Below are 329 nucleotides of genomic sequence, written 5' to 3'. Positions count from 1 at the left end.
AGGGAGAAGAAGGAAAAGAATGGAAGCTGGCAGCTCAAAAAAAAGAAAAAGAAAAAAAAAAAAAGAAGAAACAAAATAAAAAAGTAAAAAAAAGAAAAGAAGAAAAAATGGTACTAGCTATAAGAGAGAAAAAAAAAAAAAAGAGGGGAGAGAAGAAGAAAAGAAAGAAAAAGAAGAGGAGGAGGAAAAGGAGGGAAAGGAAGAAGGAGAGAAAAAGAAGTGAAAAGGGAAAAAGGGAAAAAGGAAGAAGGAAAAAAAGGGGAGAAAGAAGAACAAAGATATTAAAATTTTTTTTTTTAAAGAATGCGGCGCCCCCCGAGATCTACACT

At 32.5% G+C, this 329-nt stretch carries 1 pseudogene; it reads left to right on the top strand.

The annotated features are described in order from the left end of the window. A pseudogene (locus tag NG904_RS17725) lies at nucleotides 1-329 on the top strand (hypothetical protein); the annotation flags it as partial.

The sequence above is a fragment of the Clostridium sp. ZBS15 genome, from assembly GCF_023845705.1.
In the GTDB taxonomy this organism is placed as follows: Bacteria; Bacillota; Clostridia; order Clostridiales; family Clostridiaceae; genus Clostridium; species Clostridium aquiflavi.
This window is presented reverse-complemented; position numbering and strand designations above follow the sequence as displayed.